This is a genomic window from Candidatus Chlamydia corallus (assembly GCF_002817655.1).
Taxonomy (GTDB): domain Bacteria; phylum Chlamydiota; class Chlamydiia; order Chlamydiales; family Chlamydiaceae; genus Chlamydia; species Chlamydia corallus.
In genome coordinates, this window is the sequence record NZ_NWQK01000001.1 from 322,068 (window position 1) to 342,182 (window position 20,115).

A 20,115-nucleotide genomic window follows, 5' to 3' on the forward strand; every position below is an offset into this window, starting at 1 on the left:
GTTATGAACATTTTTTTTTCTCTAGCGTGCCTACTTTTATCTGGGTGTGTTTTTTTTCTAGGGGTGTTCGTAGCCTCGTACTATTATTCAAGAAAGAAGCACGACTTTTTAGAAAAGATTCAGAAATTGGAACACGAAAATCAACTTTTACAGACTTCTTTAAATCTCAGCCGCCATCAAGAGCAGTTAATTGAGGATTTCAGCAATCGCCTAGCTATTTCTTCTCACAAACTCATCAAAGACATGAAAGAAGAAGCTCAAAATTACTTTGGTGACACATCTAAATCTTTTCAATCTATACTCTCTCCTATCCAAACAACACTTACGACATTTAAACAAAGTTTGGAAACATTTGAAACTAAGCATGCTGAGGATCGCGGAAGACTGAAAGAACAGATGTCGCAGCTGCTTGCTGTAGAGAAAAAGTTAGAACAGGAAACTCATGTTCTAACGGATATTTTAAAGCACCCAGGATCTCGAGGACGTTGGGGAGAAATCCAACTGGAGAGAATTTTAGAGCTTGCAGGGATGTTAAAATACTGTGACTACGACAGTCAAACGACAAGTGTACAAGGATCCTTTCGAGCTGATATTATCGTTCGCCTACCTCAAGATCGTTGTTTGATTATTGATGCCAAAGCCCCGATTTCGGAATCCTATTTTTCTTTAGAGGAGATTGATAAAAGCGATCTTGTTGATAAAATTAAAGAACACATTAAAACTCTGAAATCCAAGAGTTATTGGGAAAAATTCCATCACTCACCAGAATACGTGATCCTTTTTCTTCCTGGAGAAAGTTTATTCAATGACGCGATTCGCTTGGCTCCCGAATTGATAGAAATTGGAGCTTCTTCAAACGTAATTTTATCAAGTCCTTTAACTTTACTTGCTCTTCTGAAGACCATTGCTTACATGTGGAAGCAAGAAAATCTCCAAAAACAAATTCAAGAGATAGGTCTTTTAGGTAAAGAGCTCCATCATCGCTTACAGGTGGTGTTCACACATTTTCATAAGATAGGGAAAAATTTAAACCAGACAGTGCAGAGCTATAATGATATGGCATCGAGTTTTCAGTATCGGGTACTACCCACATTGAGGAAATTCGAGGGCTTGGAGACTTCCTCTTCTTCCCATCAGATTGAAGAGCCTACCGCTATAGAAAGCCTTGCAACCTCGTTTCCTCATAGTTCATTTGATATAGATGAGAGGCTAACTGCTATAAAGTCTTTAGAAAAACAAGAATAACATTCAAATTGCTGGCACTATCGGAAAATCTTTATCTAGGGTAGGACCAATATTCCGCAGCATATCTTCTCCTGCAAAAGATATGAATGTTGTCTCTTCAACTGTCGATGCCAGATATTTATCCACAACCATACAGATATGTTCTTTGGTCATTTCAAGAACAAAACGACGAAATGCTTGACGCAACACTGGAATCTTACCACTTTTCAGCCTATAAAAAGCTACGGAAGCACGGCTTCCAGGAGCTACGGGCATATCTAAACCTTGGATAACTCCAAGAGCTCCTTCATAGACATCTTCTTCATTAAATTTTCCAGAAGCAATCTCCGAAACTCCCTTCAGAAAAGTTTTGTAGGTGGTTGCAATTCCTGGATCTCGATAACTATAGCAATAGAAAGATCCTCGAGATAAGTTTGCAGCTGCTCCCGAGCCATAGGCCCCTCCTTGTTCTCGGATCTTAGTGTGCAACACAACATTATCCAAGATTTCTGCTGCTACGGTTAAAGCTGCGGCATCAGGATGGTCATAAGCTATATCTCTAATAGGGAAGGCAAGAGCATTGAATGCTGCACGTGCAGGAATATGTAACCCCTGAGATGAGACACTTAAATCTATGATTGGGTTTTCCCAAGGTTCTGGGATAACAATCAGATAATCTAGCAAACCGTAAAACTTATTATCTTTTAATTGCTGATAATTATGAGCACTTCCACTAACGACAATCTGCCGTTTCCCAGAGAAACATTTTGTAAATAACCGTCGTAGAATCACAACAGCTTCATCTATATTCTGATCAAAATTTTTTTTAAATTCGCGAATTTTTTTAACATAAGGAAGCCCTGTAGTCAGATAAGACATTGCTGCTGTTATAGAATTCCCAAAGCAAGCCATGCTTACTGCATAGCTCATGGAACTATTTCTAACACTATTCGTCAATGCTTCATTATGCTGCATGAGCAGCTCACGGATCCTGGGAATATCTGTGAAATCTACACTTGTTAACATATCGCTGATAATACGACAAAGCTTCTCGGATTTTGATGCCAAGGCTTTGCCTCGGATACTTACTGATGGAGAAAGAAAGCTATTTTTATTTGCGTGAGGAGAAAAATCATACGAGACATCTACACCACCCGTGTGCTCTAAAAGAAGCTCTAGATGTTCTTTATAGGATCTTCCTCCACATCCCAGCTGCAACATTAAAAATACGAGCAAACGTAGCCATGGGAGCTCTTCAACAGATAGCGGGGGGATATCTATCACAACATCTATAAAGACAATGTCATTTGTGAAACATTCATGATGCAGAACCTCTCCTTCGCTGAGCCCTTCTTTAATTAGGAGAAATTCCTTTCCAGATGTGGGCACTTTATCTAAAGCAAGGCTAGGAAGCACCCCTTTTAGATCTTCTTCCTGCGCTTGATATTCTTCAAGTTCTCGTGTATTCTGTTGAATCTTTTCTTTATCTTCATCCGTCAATTTTTCCTTGATACTCTGTAAAAGCTGCTGTTCATCTTTATTTTCCTTAGCAACAAGTTCCGTATCAGGAATCAAGATAACTCTCGCAAAATGTGGATTATCTAAGAAGTACTTGCGGATTAATTTGGCAAGATAATCAGAATTTTTTAAAGAAGTGCGAAATTCAGAAAATAAGCTATGGATTCTTAGCCCATCTTCAGGATGGCCTCCGTGCTGTTTTAATAACCCTGAACGGAAAAATAACGACAACCCATAAGGTAGAGAATATCCTGTGATCTCTTTTCTAGATAACTCTAACTGATGTACCGCACCCTCTATAATATTTTCTGCTATCCCTTCGCGGATGATCTCTTCAAGAGAAGCAAAAATCAAAGCTTCTAATTTCTGAGCTCCTGCTGGAGAACATCCCTTACATACTAATGTCATTGGAATTTCACGTATATCATTCTCGATGCTCATCTCTGTCTGCTTGCAGAAACCTGATTTTAGCAATCGAGATTTTAAAGGAGCCGCATCTGTACCCATAAGAATGATTTCTAACACATGCAAAGCCAAAAGTTCTTGTTGATCTAAGATAGAACAGGTAAGCCAAGAAATTCCGAAGAGGACTTTATTTTCCTCTTGATGATCGACAGGATAGGTCAAGATGTGCCTGACTGGTTCCTTAAACCGCTTCTGCAAAGGTACTGACACTGTTTGCTTTTCTAGTTTTGTAGCTTGTCTAAGTAATTTTTCTTCCAAGAAATCTAAATGACGGGAAGGTTTGATATTTCCATAAAAATAAAACAAACACCGATTGATACTATATTGGCTTTGATGAAATGTGCTGACGTCTCCACGAGATAGAGTTACAATCTCTCTAGGTTCTCCTCCTGAGTTTACGCCATAGGTCACTGAAGGAAAAATTGCTGCATTTAAGGCCTCAGAAAGTCTTGCCTCCCCAGACATCATAGCACCTTTCATCTCGTTAAAAACAACTCCTGTATAAAAGAGCTGATTCTCAGAATTGAGTTCGTATCTCCATCCCTCTTGAAAAAAACTTTGTTTGGTAAGCAAAGGATGAAATACTGCATCAATATAAACGCTGAGTAAATTATAAAAATCTTCGGGAATCTGGGAAGCTGCAGGATAGCATGTGAAATCTGGTCCTGTAAAAGCGTTTATGAAAGTATTCAGACTACGGCGCGTCATCGAGAAGAAGGGATCTCGCACAGGATAGTTCTCAGAACCACAGAGGACCATATGTTCTAAAACATGCGCAACACCATTGGAAGTCTGTGGACATGTTCTAAAGCAAATATTGAATACGTTTTCATCATCATTGTTCACGATCATCATGATAGAAGCTCCTGTCGGCTTATGTTCCGCTTCAAGGAGTTTAATCTCTATTTCAGGAAGATCTTTGCATGACTTAATAAGGAAATTTCTATACGTATCACCAGCTTTCATACTTTCTGTAACTCGTCTGATTGTTAGGATTGCATCCCTAATTTGTCATGCTTAATCATGCTAACAAGCACGCTAAACCCTATGTTCTTCTTTTCTTTTCGACAAAAGTAAGTTAAGTTACTGTGATATTATTTTCAACAACTGCTCTGGGAAGCTCATGAATCTAGATTCGAAATATTTTGATATAAATAGTGCAACTTTTCTGGAAGAATTTGCAAAATTTATAAGCTTTCCCTCGATATCTGCCGATAGTAACCGTCTTCATGATTGTGAAAACTGCGCACATTTTTTAGTAGAATATCTTAAGAAGATTTTCCATATAGAGCTCTGGGAAACGCCTGGCCACCCCCCTTTAATCTATGCATCGTACAAAAGCAAAGATCCTCTTAACCCAACTCTTATGCTCTACAATCACTATGATGTCCAGCCAGCAGAACTCGCTGACGGTTGGAAGGGAGATCCCTTTATTCTTAGGAAAGAGAATGGCAATCTTTATGCCCGAGGAGCCTCTGATAACAAAGGACAATGTTTTTACACCCTAAAGGCATTACAACACTATTACAAATCTCGAGGAGAATTTCCTCTGAATATCACTTGGTTGATTGAGGGTGAAGAAGAGAGTGGGAGTCCCGCGTTATTTACTTGGTTAGAAAAGAAAAAAGAAGTTTTGCGTGCTGATTACCTTCTTATCGTAGATGGAGGCTTCCTTTCCCAAAAACATCCTTACGTAAGTATTGGCGCGCGAGGTATCGTTTCCATGAAGATCCACCTTGAAGAGGGCAACAAGGACATGCATTCAGGGGTTTTGGGCGGCATTGCCTACAATACCAATCGTGCTTTATCAGAAATTCTTAGTTCCCTCCACCACCGCGATAATTCTATAGCTGTTGAAGAATTTTACGATGATCTTGCTCCCCCCCTAGATACGGATCGTCCTGATCTTCCAAAGTCAGACACTCTTTCCGAATGTGAAGAAACGTTAGGGTTTCGACCTCAGGGTTATGAATCTTCTTATAGCCCTGAAGAATCTGCTTTACGCCCTACTGTAGAAATCAACGGAATTTCTGGAGGCTATACGGGACCTGGCTTTAAGACTGTGATCCCCTATAAAGCAACTGCTTATATCTCTTGCCGACTTGTCCCTAATCAAGACCCTGATAAAGCTGCTCAACAGGTTATAAATCATTTGAAAAAGCTCGTTCCTTCTTCATTAAAGTTTTCTTACGAAATTCTTGTAGGAGGATCTCGAGGTTGGATAAGTTCTCCTAACCTCCCCATAGTCAAATTACTTCAGGAAATCTATAGTAGTCTTTACAATGAAGAGTGTTTGAGATTAGTGATGCCTGCTACGATCCCGATTGCTCCCCTATTGGGAGAAGCAGCACAAGCCTCACCTATCATTTGTGGGACTTCTTATCTTAGTGACGACATCCACGCTGCTGAAGAACACTTCTCTATAGATCAGCTTAAGAAGGGATTTCTTTCTATCTGTCAGCTTCTTGACAAGCTCCCTAAAATAAAAGAGAGACGAGGATAACCACCTCTCCTCCCTTGATTACTCGGAGCCCTTTTTGAATGTCTTTCTTACTCCTCAGGTTTCAAAGCAATGAAGCGAATGACATCTCCTTGGGAAACCATAAGTAGAATACTCTCGTTGTTGGAGTCTTTTAAAATCCTATTGAGATCTTCAATCGAAGATACTTTTTGTCTATTCACAGCAAGGATCAGCTGGCCAGGAGCAATTCCTGAAGATGCTGCTACAGATCCTGATTCGACATGTGTAATCAGAATGCCTTTAGTTTCTAGAGCAATTCCTAGCTTTTTAGCATTTTCAGGATTGAGGTTTTGAACACGGATTCCCACACGCTGTAAAGCTGACATCCCGTCTTCTTTTGGAGCCTGGGAAACCGTGACTGGAATCTCAATAACTTTTCCTTCGCGAACGACCTTCAGAACAATACGTGTATCTGGATTCATTAAAGAAACGGCATTACGGAAAGTACTCAAGGAATCGACTTCTTTTCCATTATAAGCGATAATAACATCTTCTTGTTTTAGCCCTGCTTTATCTGCTGGAGATCCTTTAACAATATCTGTCACTAGAGCCCCATAAACCTTTTCGAGTTTGTAGCAAGCAGCAAGTTCCGCATCTATAGGTTGTAAAGTCACTCCTAAGAATCCTCGGGTAACTTGACCGTCACGGATAAGCTGATCAATGATTCTATTAGCCATAAGGCTAGGAATCGCAAACCCTATTCCAATATAGCCACCACTACCACTGACGATGGCAGTGTTAACACCGATAACCTGACCATCAATATTTAGAAGAGGGCCACCAGAGTTTCCAGGATTAATAGCGGCGTCTGTCTGAATAAAGTCTTCGAAGTCTGCAATATGAAGTTGATTTCTTCCTTTGGCGCTGATTACACCCACAGTAACCGTAGCTTGAAGACCAAAGGGATTACCAATTGCAATTGCCCAATCTCCGACTTTTAATTGGTCGGAGTTGCCAAAAGAAAGATATGGGAGGTTTTGAGCTTTAATTTTAATTACCGCAAGATCTGTTTTAGGATCGAGTCCGATTACAGTTGCTGGGTATTTTTGCCCATCATGAAGAGTTACATGAATCTTACCCGTATCTTCTACAACGTGGTTATTAGTCACGATATAACCATCCGAAGATACAATAAAACCTGTTCCTCGAATTGCCTCTTTACTTTGAGGTCTTTCTCTCTGTGAAGGCAAACCGAAAAAACGATTGAAAAACTCGTCATTAAAATAATCAAAAGGATTTTCATAGGGCCCGCGACGTCCAGGAGCAGGATGTGCTACAGTATTGCTCTTTGGAAAACTTTCTATGTAGACAACAGCGGGAGTCGCCTTAGTAGCGACCTTAGAGAACCCCCCCGAGATTTCTTTAAGAAGGACATCTTGAGGCAGCTCTGAAACCCGAGTTTCTTTTTTCCCTAGAGCTTGCCCTGGTAAAGAAAAAGCTACCAGACCCAAACCAACAAGTACAGCTAACCACGAACGCAATTGCTTAGTTATCATATCTATCCCTCAAGAATGTTGTCTTCGATGAAGCAGAATACCATGGTGCACTAGCTAACATAGCTTCTGCCCTCTAGTAATTACGAAAGGTAAATCATATGTGACGAAAACATTACTACAAAGGGATTTTATCTCTTTAGATTGAGAATACTTGATGATTAAAGTTAAACTTTGAGGATCCTATCACCTAGAGCTCCCTGCTTTGAGCTTAAAGGCTCTTCTATACCGCCGACGGATCTTTTTATCTTAAAAGTAAGAACCTACCACGATCATTTTGACTTTTCTTTTGGTAAGGGTATCTGTAATGTAATCTGTGTTTTGATATCAATAATTAATGAGGCACTAACATCAGGGTCGACTCCTCGAGACCCATGATATAACACTGCGTCTAAAAGATCAGCTCTAAACATTTGATCAAATGCATCTAACATTGTTTTGTTTACAGCATTTAGATTAAATTGTTCACTCACTTGTTCTACTATCGCTTCAATAAAAGTCGAAGACTTTATAACTTTAATAAACTCTGGCCACCAAATCTTAAGAATAGTTTTAAATAAGTCGCTCGATACATAAACTGCCGTATTTCCCCTGGTCGCTCCAGTCTTATTATCAAGCAGACTTTGAATTTCTTTCTTTATCTCTTCACTAATTAAGCCGTATGCAAGAAATACTCGAGGATCGAGGGGAGAATCCCCTCGATCAAGGATATCAAATATCTTCTGCAACCGAACCTCACCTTCTGATGATAGAGACTCAATGACGTGAGTCAGCATATTTCTCACATAGCTTTGTACTGCTTTTTTTCTGCTTCTTTACCAAATGAGAGCCAGTAATTCAAACGGCACATCTCTGGAAGCTGAGAAGAGAGAGAAAAAATTGCTACATTTTCGCAAGAGAGCTGGTAAAAGTCTATACCAATAAACCGCTTGTAAAAATCGTCTTTTTTAAGCCAATAATAATAAGGCGGGTAAGCACAAGAATCCAGGTACAGACTCCTTCTTAGATCAGTTTCTTGCCACATTGTCGTTAACAAAGACCTCTTTTCTACATCTGTCGTAAAATTCTTATGTAAAAAATAGCGAATTGTCAGCGCTAATAGGACGATGGGGAAAAGTAAATAGGAGAGTAGTTTCAAGACCTTTGCTGTCGTTGAAAGAGCTACCTCCTCTTGTGGTTAGCGTAACCTAGGTTGGGACCATCTAGAGCAACTATTTTTAAACGTTTCCCTCCCAAGAAAAACCAACTATCTATTCCGGCCATTAAACGGTGTTGAAATAGGGTCGATACTGAAGGGGCGAAACTATAAACTTGCATGAAAAAATATCTTTTTTAATTTAACAAGCAAACATTATAGAGTTAGTTGCCAAAAAAAATAAAATAGAATTTTGTAAATTAAAGAATTATAAAGATTTTAATAAATACAAACATCTGAATACTAGAAGATTAAGTAGAAGAAATGGCTCCGAAGAGATCCGTATCAAAAGGGGAAGCTCTAAAATGTTCTAATCCCTATAGCTGGACTAGGAGATCAAAGAATCTGCTTTCTTTAAAAATGTGAGTCACTCTTAGTTAGAAGACTATTTTAGTGGAAAGATTGTGTAAAATAATACGGTGTTCTTAAAGATAGAGAATGAGCTATTATTGAAGGAAGGGAATCTGCTGTTTACTTCTTTTATTACTGCTTTTACCAGGTGTTCTTGGCATTTGTTATCTACTGCATTACACACTTCTGCGTTTATAACATTTGGACAACGAAACTCACGAGTTGCTTCATTTATTATTAATTCAATAAAATCTCCACCGCGTATAACATGAAGATGCTTTTCAAAGTAAGCTTTTAAAATTATCTTAGAAATTTCACATTCTTGCCGCTCTACATAGATTTGTGTCTTGTCGATTATATTCGCCATACCACCTTCTCCAAGTGTATGCCGCGCCAAGTCTTTCCAATGTTCATGAAAATCTCGATAGCCAAAGCAAGATTTATTTTTGAAAACGATCGCCATCTTAGGGAGGAGCTTCATTAAGTTATCCCAACGAGTATCGCTTAGTGACAACATACACTCAATAACATGGCGCAGCATACCTCTAAAATAACTCTTTTTACTTTCTTCTTCTTCAGAAAACTGACCATCTTTTACATAGTTTTTGAAACGGCTAGTTTCTGGAGTTTTGTTAAAAAGAGGAAACCAAGTTTTTAGATCGCTCAAACTAATCGAACATACGTCTATTCCAGTGATATTTTTCCCATTTTTCCATATATTCAGCCTTTCTGGATTATCGAAAAGTTGAATGTCGGGGAAAAATCTGAAGTCGCTTAGAGAAGTGCATCTCCAATTACGTTCAAACCTAGCGTGTAAGAGGTAGCGAACTAGCAAAGCAATAAGGACAATAGGGAAGAACAGATAGGAGAATAGTTTCAAGATCTTCTTTACTTTTGAGATGCACATAGTTTCTTGAATAGTCAAATAGCTATTACCCTCAAGCGCGAAAATTCTTAAACGATTTCCTCCTAAGAAAAACCAATTATCTAGTTTTGCCATCAGGCGATGTTCAAAAGGAGTTGGTACCGAGGAATCAAAACGATAGACAAGCATCAAAAAACCATTATTATTTTTAGATAGAAAAAATTATTCATGCTTTTATTAATAAAATCAACACCTTATAATTTTAAAAAATACTATTAAACAAAAAGAATTAGTTTGTTTTTTTCTAGAAATTCCAATTAGAGATGATCTAGGATGGATAGGATAGAATTTTTAAAAATTTTCTCGTTAGTAGAAATAAGACCGAGTTCTATAAAACCGACACCTTGATCAGGGCTCTGCTGTAAAGAAGACGGAACAAATAGAAAACTATTATTAGTCTTATTTTTAAAAAGGTAATTCTAATAAAATTAAAAAAGTTCCCTCTACGTACTTGGATTGTCTTCCCAATGCAGACAACCAGAGAAATATAAACAAAAACAAAGAGTAGCTAGCTCTGGAACTAGATATAGTGTTTGACCTATAGAGGTCTTGAATATAGCGTTGAGTCTCTTAAAAATCTCACCTCCAATACTTTCTTTTAAAATATCTTTTCCTGTTTTAGATACTTCAAAAAAAACGGAAAACCAGATAGTTTTGTAAACTCCGAGAGCGGGTCCACGATCTAAAAGAATCCACATCTCCTCTTTCGATCGAATGTTTGGTCCATCCCCAACCATTTCCTCTTCCCTCTTTGTCCTTTCAAATACAGAGAAGACAACTCCATGACGGCCAGCAGACTGTATACACGATGTCTTTGGAGGATTAAAAAAATACATGAGAAGTAAACGAACCAGTTTTCGTTTACCATCGAAACTAATCAGCTCCCCAGTCTCTGACTCACGCATCTCTTGGATCAATGTTTCCTCTAGTCTATTTGCAAATACCATATCTTCACGGAGGCATCTTGAGGGCCACTCAAGAGTTTCCAAATCTAAAAGATTTATCATTTCTTCTATCTTAGCCTCATTACATTTGTAAATTCGACTTACAGGCAACCTTGGAGAAGCTTCTACATTACACTTGAAATTTGCGTGCAATTGATAACGAATCACCCAAGCGAGTAAAACAAATGGAATCAAAATAAGTGCTAGGATAACTTTAAGGATTTTTATACAAGTGGGTATCGCAACTTCTTCTTCTATTCCTTGAGCCATATTAGGTCCATCTAAACGGATAATTTTTATCCGCTTTCCTCCAAAGAAAAACCATGAATCTAGTTTTGCCATTAGGAAATTTTGAAATGTTGGTTGAACCTGGGAAGAGAAATCATAGACCTGCATAATGTCCTGCTTCTATTTTTGTTATAACTTCTTAACTACACGCAGTCCTTCTATAGTTTACCTGATTAGCTAGTGCGGTGTCGTTAGAAAGAAACTATGGAATAGGGTAGAACATGTAAATAGCAAAGTGCGATAGCAGTAAGAACCAGGGGCAGCAAGAAGTACGAAAGAACTTCCGACATCTTCATTAAAATAAAGATCTCTCCACATTCTCAAAATCCATCCCCTGAACTAGGAGAATCTGGGGAAACAATTCTAACTGTTTGGCAAAAAAAAAAACCGTCCATCCAGTTCTACCGTCAGCCGATTCTTTAGAGTCGGCTGAAATTCAAGAAAAATTATATAGATTGCCATATAAAATATCCTCTTAATTTTTTGGTTCAAGGATTGGAAAAAGATCTGAGCTATTTCTATATTTTTTAAATTTATCTTTGAGAATCTTGTCTGCGAAAATTTTGAAGAAAACCAGGAATTGTTCTTGAGACCGAGAAAAGGGAAAGAGAATTCTTATTTGTTCAAAGGCATTAAGAAAACTTTCTTTCTTAGATTATCAAGACAATATTAAGAATTAGAGTTCTTTGGCTCGCAATACAGCGTCTACAGTTTTTCCGATATGAGCAGGGGACTCAACGACGGTAACCCCACATTCACGTAAAACTTGTATCTTACTTTTGGCATCTCCAGAATTTCCAGAAACGATGGCCCCAGCATGACCCATGCGTTTCCCTTTTGGAGCCGTGACGCCAGCAATAAAAGCAACAACGGGTTTGGTGCAATACGCTTCAATCCAGGCTGCAGCTTCTTCTTCGGCACTACCCCCAATTTCGCCGATCATTAAAATCAATTCTGTATAGGGGTCTTGTTCCAATTCCTGCAAGACATCAATAAATGATGTTCCGTTAAGTGGGTCACCTCCGATGCCCACACAAATACTCTGGCCAATTTTGATTTGAGTCAGCTGCCAAACAGCCTCATATGTCAGAGTTCCTGATCTAGAAACGACTCCAACATTTCCAGGAAGATGGATATATCCTGGCATAATTCCAATTTTACATTCTCCAGGCTTAATAATTCCTGGACAATTAGGGCCAATAAGCTGCGAAGTACTATTTTCCATGACCCTAGCTACTTGAAGCATATCTCGAATAGGAATCCCTTCGGTAATACAAACAATGAGTTCGATTCCAGCATCCTCGGCTTCAAGGATCGCCTCGGCAGCATAGGGCGGGGGAACAAAAATCATTGTCACACGACAATCCGTAGCTTGCTTTGCCTCAAGGACAGAATCATAAACTGGAAGGTCTAGCCAAGAGGTGCCTCCCTTGCCTGGAGTAACGCCACCTACGAAGTTAGAACCATAGGCTAGACACTGCTCAGTATGAAATGAACCTGCTTTCCCTGTAATTCCCTGTGTAATGATGGGAGTATTTTTATTTAGAGAGTCGAACATGGGTTTCCTAAATCTATACACTCAATGCTACAGCAAGCTTGGCACCCTCTTCCATGGAAGAGACAAATTGGCAAGGAATCCCAGATTGCTGAACAATTTCTTTTCCTAATTCTACATTTGTTCCTTCGAGACGAATTACCGTGGGAATCACTTGGTCTCTTGTTTCCATAACTGCAACAAGCCCAGCAGCAACTACAGAACAATCCATAATCCCTCCGAAGATATTAATAAAAAGCACCTTCACACTCTCATCGGACAATACTAAAGATACAGCTTCTTGGATTTGCTTTTGAGAAGCTCCTCCTCCAACATCTAAGAAATTTGCGGCATTACCCCCGTGCAACTTTAAAATATCCAGGGTACTCATAGCAAGTCCAGCGCCATTCACGATACAGCCAATATCTCCGCTTAGAGCAATGTAGGATAATCCGATTTGCTTTGCCAAGACATCACGAACATTCTCTTGAGAAGGATCGTACAGAACTTCTAAGTTGGGATGACGGTATAGGGCATTGTCGTCAATAGTAACCTTAGCATCGAGGACAAACAACTCACCACTTGGAGTCAAAATTAAAGGATTAATCTCTAACAAAGAGAGGTCATTTTCATAAAAGCACTTAGCAAGCTTCTTAATCAACTGAACACCTTGCTGCATCACTTCTCCCTCCCACTCCATGAACTTAGTGGCTTGACGAAGCTGATAATTATAGATATGTCCATAAGAAGTAAGTGGCAATGTCTGTAGCTGTTCTGGGTAGGATTGGGCCACCTCTTCGATATCCATACCTCCTGCTTTTGAAAGCATAAGAACTGGGCATCGATGCTTCCGATCCATAATCACTGCTATATAATATTCCCTCTGTATATCAATAAGTGGAGAAATCAAGACCTTCTCTACAAGGAGAAACCCATCTGCAGTTTGATTACTGGTAAAATGCATCCCCAACAGCTTAGCTACAGCTTGCAAAATCCCCGCCGAGGATTTTGTAACAATGACTCCACCATTCTTTCCCCGCCCTCCAGCATGAACCTGTACTTTAACTACACCAGAATCCAATCCTGACTTTGTGACGAGAAGTTCTCCTTCTTCCTCTGAAGACACTACCCAATATGGAGGGATAGGCACATCATAAGAGGCTAAAAGATCTTTAGCTTGGTACTCATGAAGATGCATAAATAACTCTTTGCGTTTTCCTTCTTATCTTGTATCATTTCTTTTACTTCAACTAACTTTGCTATTAGCAATGTTCAACTTCTTTAGAAATAAGCTTCAATCTTTATTTAAAAAAAACATTTCCTTAGATCTTATAGAAGATGTCGAAAGCTTGTTTTATGAAGCAGATTTTGGGACTGAGCTTACTGAAGAGCTCTGTGCACGATTACGTCAAACTAAAAAAGCTGATGAGTCTGCTATCAAAGAGCTCATTACTTCTTTACTTCACGAGTCTCTTGAAGGTTTTCCTTCTCAAACTTTCCAAGCTTCCGCCACAAAACCTGCGGTTTCTTTACTCGTTGGGACCAACGGCTCGGGGAAAACCACAACAGCTGCGAAACTTGCTCACTACTATAAAGAACGATCTCAAGACACGATGCTTGTTGCCACAGATACATTTCGAGCTGCTGGCATGGACCAAGCACGACTATGGGCAAACAAACTTGGCTGCGGTTTTGTCTCTGGAAAACCTGGGGGAGATGCCGCTGCTATTGCCTTTGACGGTATCCAAGCCGCAATAGCCCAGGGGTATTCTAGAGTCATTATTGATACTTCGGGCCGCCTGCATGTACACGGCAATCTTATGAAAGAGCTTTCTAAAATAGTTCTGGTTTGTGGAAAAGCTTTAGATGGAGCTCCTCATGAAATTCTTATGACTGTCGACTCTACCCTAGGAAATAATGCTGTAGAGCAGGTTCGAGTATTTCATGACGTCGTTCCCCTATCAGGCCTGATCTTCACAAAAGTAGACGGTTCTGCTAAGGGAGGCACTCTTTTCCAGATAGCTAAAAGATTGAAAATTCCTACAAAATTCATAGGTTATGGAGAGTCCTTCAAAGACCTTGATGAATTTGATTTAGATCTTTTTCTAAAAAAGTTATTTGCTGAGATAGAAAAGATCTAAGCCATTGTTTAGTCTCGATTTCCTGAAGAAGAAAAAATCTGTAGCAGATACCAAAATACCATGATTACATTGCAATACATCTTGAGAGCAAGCATCAAAGAGAGTTTGTAACTCAAGGCGTTATTATTACCTATACTAGCAGAAATCCGACGAATTGCTTGCGCATCAGCAGCTGTCAACCCAACAAAGATTACCAACCCTAGATAGCAAATCAATAAATACATTAAAGGCATAGAGATAAAAATCGAAACCACGCCAAATACTAGAGTCACTAACAGAAGTCCTATCAAAGCGAAAGTCATGATTTTACTAATTTTAGTAAGATCGCTTTTTGTAAAGGCGCCATAAAGTGCTGCTAAGCCAAATACCAAAGCTGCTGATCCGAAAGCCGCCCAGATAACTCCTCCGCCATATTGAGCAGCATACACAGGAAGCAGGGTTCCAAAAAACATTCCTTCTAATGTTGAATAGAGAAGGAAAAGACCTCCTAAAGTAGAAACCGATAGAGTCTGGATCTTAGCATTGATAAAGAAAGATACTCCTAGGGTAGCCAAACACCACACCCACCAAAAAGAAAAAAGGCTTCTATATAATCCAGAAAAATAAAGGCACAGGGCAACACATGAAGTTACGATCAGCCCTGCTGTCATCCAACCATAGACTCTCGAAGCAAAGGTTCCTTGCAATCGAGAATCTTGTATATAGTCACGATCGTATAGTCCCATAAAATCCTCCTAATTGCTCACCTAGAATTGAAAAATAGGGCAAAATAAACTTAAAGCTCATAATAAAGGCTAACTACATTTATTACTATCACCAAGAACATCAAAAATAAAGTAAACTTTCCTCCTGGAACCAACCGTTTCTCTCTATGTTGTTGTTTGCCGTAACGCCCTTTCCATACAATCAATGTTGGGAAGAACCCAATAATGATGGCAACCCCAAGGCCCCCAGCATACTTAAGACAGGTCAAAACAATTTCAGGATAACAAATGGCCCAAGCAAGAGGGATAATAAATGTTAAAAAGAAAATTGAAAACGGATGCGACTTCTTGTTCCACTTTAAACCATCGGCAAGAAAATCCATAACACCCAAAGCAACGCCTACAAAAGAGGAAACCAAAGCAAAGAAGCCAAAAAGTTCTCCCGCGATATAAAATGCCCAGGAATGATGGGCCTGCTTGAGAGCTTCTACAGCAGTATACCCACCTACCCTAGCCTGCGCAAGAATAGGAAGAGAGACGGCACCTAAAACCATAGCTTCCCACAAAATATAGAGAATAAGAGGAATACATGTTCCTATGATAATAGCCTTTTTAACATCTCCAACTTTTTTGTCCATGTAGTAGTACAATGTAGGAATGATACTTTGGAATCCAAAAGCAAGAAAAAACAAAGGAAATGCGTTCATTGTAGTTAACCATGAGGAACGCAGTAAAAAGCTCGGTTGGATTTTTAAAAATCCAAACAGACAAAAAATTCCGAAAGCTATAATCAAGCCGAACATAAAAAATCGATTACAATAATCCACGACTTTTGTTCCTGCCATAATGATAGGCCCCATCAATATAGAAAAACCTAAAGGTCCCAGATGACGAATCCACGGAATCCCCAAATTTTGGCAATTAAAAATGCGACATAAGATGTTTCCTCCTTCACAGAAATATGCAATAAGTAAGGAGTAAAACAGAAACAAGTAGACAAGGCATACAGAAATCTTGCCTATATGACCTAAGATAGATTCTGCCATGGAAAGCATGTTCACTTGGTTCTTGGATTCCTTCATCCAAGTCATGACTTCAAGGAAGCAGAACCCCGCAGCCATAGAAAAAAGCCATGAAACAATATAGAGAAAAGTTGTAGGAAAGAAACCGCCTTGAGCGGTCAGTACAGGAACCGCTAAAACACCAGCACCAATTGCAGAACCTGCGATAAGCAAGGATCCGCCTAAAACTTTATTTGACATAATTTATACCTAATGTTTCATATGCGCTCTTAAGACAAGTCCTGAAGAGCTTCCCATCGCAGGATTGCCGTGCCTACCTACTGGAAGTGATTATTCTACAGTAACAGACTTGGCAAGATTTCTGGGACAGTCAATTTCCGTTCCCTTTGCCAAAGCCATAGCGTATGCCATCACTTGACTAGCTACAGTATATAACACAGGCGCAGCGAGAAAATGACAGTCTGGAACAAAGATCTGTTGATCAGAAACTGCAGCGATATCTTCACGAGATTCGGGAGCAATAGCAATCACATGAGCATGACGCGCTTTAACCTCCATCATATTGCCTATCATTTTTTCATAGACAACATCATCACCGCAAAATGCAATCACAGGAGTCCCTTTGCTAATTAAAGCTATAGGTCCATGTTTCATTTCTCCACCAGGATAGGCATTCGCTTCAATATAAGCAATTTCTTTGAGTTTCAGAGCAGCCTCCATAACAACAGGATACATCAACCTCCGTCCTAGAAAAAGGAACTTATCTTCACAGGAATAGGAGTGAGCCCAAGAATGGAGAGAATCGTTAGCAAGAAGTTTCCTGCACAAATCTGGCAAGCTTTGTAAGCCTTTGCCAAAAGAAAGTTGTTCTGCATGAGTCAATGCACAGTGTGCGTTTGCTAATTTCAAACCAAAAAACATAAGCAACAAGAGCTGAGAAGTAAATGCCTTTGTAGAGGCCACACCAATTTCCACTCCTGCTTCTAAAAATAAACAATGATCCACACCAAGAGCAATCGCTGATTCAGGGATATTACAAATTCCTAAGAGATATGCGATGTTTCTTCGACGTAATTCCTTCAAAGCAGCTAGTGTATCAGCAGTTTCTCCTGACTGACTAATCAAAACCCCCAAAGTATTTTTACCTACATAGGGACGTCGATAGCGAAATTCAGAAGCAATTTCAATATGTACAGGAATCGAAACTAAAGACTCTATGATATATTTAGCAAGATAACCCGCATGATACGAAGAACCGCAAGCAACAATAGTGATTTCTTTAAAGGTCTTAATGGGGAGATCTGACAAAAAATCGGATAGAATACAGCCTTCTGCATCCATATGCTTTTGAATCAAACCTTCTAAAACTTCTGGCTGATCATAGATTTCCTTAAGCATATAATAGCTATACCCACTTTTATCCGAAGCGTCTTCATTACAGGTAATTTGTCGTATGTTCTTATGAATTTTCTTAAGTTCCAAATTATAAATCTCAGGTTCTTTCCCTTGAGAAATTACTGCAAATTCTCCAGAAGCGAGAGCTTGAGAATGTCGCGTATGTTTAAGAAACGCTCGGGAATCTGAAGCAATAAATGTCTCTTCTTTCCCTAAGCCCAGAATTAAAGGGCTCTCTTGAGATGCGCAAAGAAGCAAATTCGGATGATCTTTATGGACCAAAGCACAGGCTACGCTACCTCGTAGTTGAGATAAAGTCTGACAAAAGCTGAACACAAGATCTTTGGAATCTTGATAATATAAAGCAAAAAGCTGAACTATAATTTCAGAATCAGTATCCGAAGCAAAAGAAACTCCTTGACCAACCAGTTCCCTTCGCAACTCTTTGAAATTTTCTATAATCCCATTATGAACTACAGCACACGATCTATTCTGATCTACATGAGGATGGGCATTTATCTCTGTTGGCACTCCATGAGTTGCCCAACGGGTATGGCCAATGACTGATGAAGACATGACTTGTTTTTCTTCCAACAAGTTGGAGAGCTCTTTAACATGACCTACAGTTTTTCTGATAAAAAGCCCTTCTCCAACGACAGCAGCAAGACCTGCGGAATCATAACCACGATATTCTAATTTTTCCAAGCCCTCTAACACAAGGGGCACGCCATCTTGGTCTCCCAAATATCCAAATATCCCGCACATACTATCCTACTCTATACTGCCTGTGCCCAATTCTGCATCAATAACATCTGCAAGAGCCTTGGCAAGGCAGTCTACTTGATGTTTTTTAAGACCCTCAACCATAACTCTGCATATATTTTCGGTTCCAGAATATCTTAATAATATACGTCCAGAAGGGCCTAGAGCATCCTGAACATCTCTTAGGGTTTTTTCAACTAACGGAATATTTTCAAGAGGAATTTTTTCTCTTACAGCAACATTTATCAAAGTTTGGGGACTTTTTACAATTGGGGCTGTCAAATCTGAGAGTGTGGATTCACTTTCTATCATAATGCGTAAAACTTGCAGTGCTGAAACAATGCCATCTCCAGTCGTATTATAGTCTAAGAAGATCATATGCCCACTTTGCTCACCTCCTAAGGTCACTTCGTTTTCTAACATAGCGTGCAAAACATGCCGATCCCCTACTGGGGAAGTGACTACCTGCAAACCTAACCCTTCCAAATATTTCAACACTCCAAAATTTGTCATAACCGTAGCAACAACACGGTTATGTGGTAATAAGCATCTTTTTTTAAGATCACTAGCACATATACTTAATATCATATCTCCGTCGACAATATGACCCTTCTCATCCACCATGATAATCCGATCTCCGTCCCCATCTAGAGCAATCCCAAGATGGGCTTGGTGTTCGATTACAGCTTTCTGAATGACTTGAGGAAAAAGAGCTCCGCAGTTTTCATTGATATTTACTCCCGTGGGTTTGCAACCACAACAAATTACCTCCCCATCAAGCTCTTCAAATACCAAAGGTGCTACTTTATAAGAAGCTCCATGAGCGCAGTCTAAAACAATCTTTAATCCCTTTAAAGTGCGTCCCTTAGGGAACGTAGCCTTAACGAACTCTATATAGCGTCCCAGAGCATCTATGACACGTTTATTCTTCCCAACGGCATGATCTTCAGGAAATGGACCGAAGGCAACTTGACTGACCATTGTTTCAATACGTTGCTCAAGAAAATCAGAAATTTTAAATCCTTCCGAAGAAAAAATCTTAATGCCATTATCCCAATAAGGATTGTGTGAAGCAGAAATCATAATTCCTGCGTCAGCTCGATACGCTCGTGTAATAAAGGCAACCCCTGGTGTAGGAATGGGGCCAAGAACAAGAGTTTCTACACCCATGGAATTGAGACCAGCAATCAAGGCATTCTCAAACATATACCCTGATAACCTAGTATCTTTGCCTACTACAACACGATGTTTGCCCGACCTATCTTCTCGAAGTACTCTAGCTACAGCTTTTCCTAATAAAACAGTTGTTTCTACTGTCATAGGCTCAAAATTTGCTCGTCCTCGAACACCATCTGTACCAAAAAGTTTTCTCACACTCTGTTGCATGTTTCTCCTAAAAATCTCTAATTACCAGTCTCTTTTTGCTGCTTCTTACAATAAGAAAAGCAAATTTATAAGTAGCAAACTATAAGCAAAAGAAAGTAACCTTTGATAGTAGTATTCTTTGAGAAGAATATTTCGATCTTCCATAGAGAACTCTCTAATGGATGTAAAGGTCTATAATTTAATTCTGTCAGAAACTGGAAATTTTTAATTATAAATACTTTTTATATCCTTTTCGTATCGAAGCATC

At 39.3% G+C, this 20,115-nt stretch carries 15 protein-coding genes and 1 pseudogene; 3 read left to right on the plus strand and 13 right to left on the minus strand.

The window, feature by feature from the left end; all coding sequences use genetic code 11:
* The first annotated feature begins 3 nt into the window (after positions 1–3).
* A complete protein-coding gene (locus tag CMV32_RS01430) occupies positions 4–1,245 on the plus strand; it encodes a DNA recombination protein RmuC (RefSeq protein WP_100934156.1) in 1,242 nt (413 codons plus the stop codon).
* Positions 1,246–1,248: 3 nt separating this feature from the next.
* On the opposite strand, the gene CMV32_RS01435 is transcribed toward CMV32_RS01430, so the two are convergent.
* A complete protein-coding gene (locus CMV32_RS01435; RefSeq protein ID WP_100934157.1) occupies positions 1,249–4,173 on the minus strand; it encodes an insulinase family protein in 2,925 nt (974 codons plus the stop codon).
* A gap of 157 nt (positions 4,174–4,330) precedes the next feature.
* On the opposite strand from CMV32_RS01435, the gene CMV32_RS01440 reads away from it, so the two are divergent.
* Positions 4,331–5,710 carry a M20/M25/M40 family metallo-hydrolase gene (locus CMV32_RS01440; RefSeq protein ID WP_100934158.1) on the plus strand — a complete coding sequence of 460 codons (1,380 nt, stop codon included), beginning with the start codon at positions 4,331–4,333 and terminating at the stop codon, positions 5,708–5,710.
* A 47-nt stretch (positions 5,711–5,757) separates the two neighbouring features.
* Here CMV32_RS01440 and htrA read toward each other — a convergent pair whose 3' ends face one another.
* The 8 genes and pseudogenes from htrA to sucC form a co-directional block, all read right to left on the minus strand.
* A complete protein-coding gene (htrA, locus tag CMV32_RS01445) occupies positions 5,758–7,224 on the minus strand; it encodes a serine protease HtrA (protein WP_100934159.1) in 1,467 nt (488 codons plus the stop codon).
* Positions 7,225–7,493: 269 nt separating this feature from the next.
* On the minus strand, positions 7,494–7,997 hold the full coding sequence (locus tag CMV32_RS01450) for a hypothetical protein (protein WP_100934160.1): 504 nt from the start codon (positions 7,995–7,997) through the stop codon (positions 7,494–7,496).
* A 5-nt stretch (positions 7,998–8,002) separates the two neighbouring features.
* Positions 8,003–8,383 (minus strand): annotated as a pseudogene (locus tag CMV32_RS05710) (DUF648 domain-containing protein); the annotation flags it as partial.
* A complete protein-coding gene (locus CMV32_RS05715) occupies positions 8,383–8,538 on the minus strand; it encodes a DUF648 domain-containing protein (protein WP_100934162.1) in 156 nt (51 codons plus the stop codon). The gene CMV32_RS05715 and the pseudogene CMV32_RS05710, both read right to left, overlap by 1 nt.
* A 263-nt stretch (positions 8,539–8,801) precedes the next feature.
* Positions 8,802–9,821: a DUF648 domain-containing protein gene (locus CMV32_RS01465; RefSeq protein WP_239923129.1), complete on the minus strand. Its 1,020-nt coding sequence runs from the start codon at positions 9,819–9,821 to the stop codon at positions 8,802–8,804.
* A gap of 314 nt (positions 9,822–10,135) precedes the next feature.
* Positions 10,136–10,978: a DUF648 domain-containing protein gene (locus tag CMV32_RS01470; protein ID WP_239923130.1), complete on the minus strand. Its 843-nt coding sequence runs from the start codon at positions 10,976–10,978 to the stop codon at positions 10,136–10,138.
* Between the two features lie 622 nt (positions 10,979–11,600).
* The gene (sucD, locus tag CMV32_RS01475; RefSeq protein ID WP_100934164.1) at positions 11,601–12,482 is read right to left on the minus strand and encodes a succinate--CoA ligase subunit alpha; all 882 of its coding nucleotides are present in this window, start codon (positions 12,480–12,482) and stop codon (positions 11,601–11,603) included.
* A 13-nt stretch (positions 12,483–12,495) separates the two neighbouring features.
* Positions 12,496–13,656, minus strand: a complete 1,161-nt coding sequence (gene sucC / locus CMV32_RS01480) for an ADP-forming succinate--CoA ligase subunit beta (RefSeq protein ID WP_100934165.1) — start codon at positions 13,654–13,656, stop codon at positions 12,496–12,498.
* A gap of 70 nt (positions 13,657–13,726) precedes the next feature.
* Here sucC and ftsY point away from each other — a divergent pair, with 70 nt between their 5' ends.
* Positions 13,727–14,599 carry a signal recognition particle-docking protein FtsY gene (gene ftsY / locus CMV32_RS01485; protein ID WP_100934347.1) on the plus strand — a complete coding sequence of 291 codons (873 nt, stop codon included), beginning with the start codon at positions 13,727–13,729 and terminating at the stop codon, positions 14,597–14,599.
* Positions 14,600–14,607: 8 nt separating this feature from the next.
* Here the strand turns inward: ftsY and CMV32_RS01490 are convergent, their stop codons facing one another.
* The 4 genes from CMV32_RS01490 to glmM form a co-directional block, all read right to left on the minus strand.
* The gene (locus tag CMV32_RS01490; protein WP_100934166.1) at positions 14,608–15,324 is read right to left on the minus strand and encodes a Bax inhibitor-1/YccA family protein; all 717 of its coding nucleotides are present in this window, start codon (positions 15,322–15,324) and stop codon (positions 14,608–14,610) included.
* A 50-nt stretch (positions 15,325–15,374) separates the two neighbouring features.
* Entirely contained in the window at positions 15,375–16,565 is a 1,191-nt protein-coding gene (locus CMV32_RS01495) for an aromatic amino acid transport family protein (RefSeq protein ID WP_100934167.1), read from the minus strand.
* Between the two features lie 90 nt (positions 16,566–16,655).
* Positions 16,656–18,485: a glutamine--fructose-6-phosphate transaminase (isomerizing) gene (glmS, locus tag CMV32_RS01500; protein WP_100934168.1), complete on the minus strand. Its 1,830-nt coding sequence runs from the start codon at positions 18,483–18,485 to the stop codon at positions 16,656–16,658.
* Positions 18,486–18,491: 6 nt separating this feature from the next.
* Positions 18,492–19,868 (minus strand): phosphoglucosamine mutase, encoded by a 1,377-nt coding sequence (gene glmM, locus CMV32_RS01505; protein WP_100934169.1) that lies wholly within the window; start codon positions 19,866–19,868, stop codon positions 18,492–18,494.
* Positions 19,869–20,115 lie beyond the last annotated feature (247 nt).